Annotated in this window: 1 protein-coding gene; it reads right to left on the reverse strand. The window is 51.4% G+C overall.

Annotated features, from left to right (window positions below):
* On the reverse strand, positions 1–519 hold a 519-nt coding region (locus PUR71_RS40815), incomplete at both ends, for a hypothetical protein (protein WP_329924250.1).

Here is a 519-nt window from a genome sequence, read left to right on the forward strand (position 1 = left end):
GGGGGGGGGGGGGGCCCCCCCCCCCCCCCCCCCCCCCCCCCCCCCCCCCCCCCCCCCCCCCCCCCCCCCCCACCACCCCAAAACACACCAAAAAACAACACAACCAAAAAAAAAAACAAAAACGAGAAAAAAAAAACACCCCCAAAAACAAACAACAACAAACACAAAACACAAACCCAAAAAACCCCACCAAAAAAAAAAAAAACCCCCCCCCACCCAAAAAAAAAAAACCCAAACCCACAACCCCCCCAAACCACAAACAAAACGCACACACACACCACCCCCCCACCCCCCCCCCCCCCCACCCACCCCCCCCGCGCCCCCACCCCCACCCCCCCGCAGAAAACACACAACCCCAACAACAAAAACAACAACAAAAAAAACAAAAAAAAAAAAAAAAAAAACAAAAAACACCCCCCCCCCCACACCAAAAAAAAAAAAAAAAAACACCCACACACACCCCACCACACAACAACCAAAACCAGAAAAAAAAAAAACAAACACAAACCACAACACACA

It is taken from the genome of Streptomyces sp. SP17BM10 (assembly GCF_036322405.1).
In the GTDB taxonomy this organism is placed as follows: domain Bacteria; phylum Actinomycetota; class Actinomycetes; order Streptomycetales; family Streptomycetaceae; genus Kitasatospora.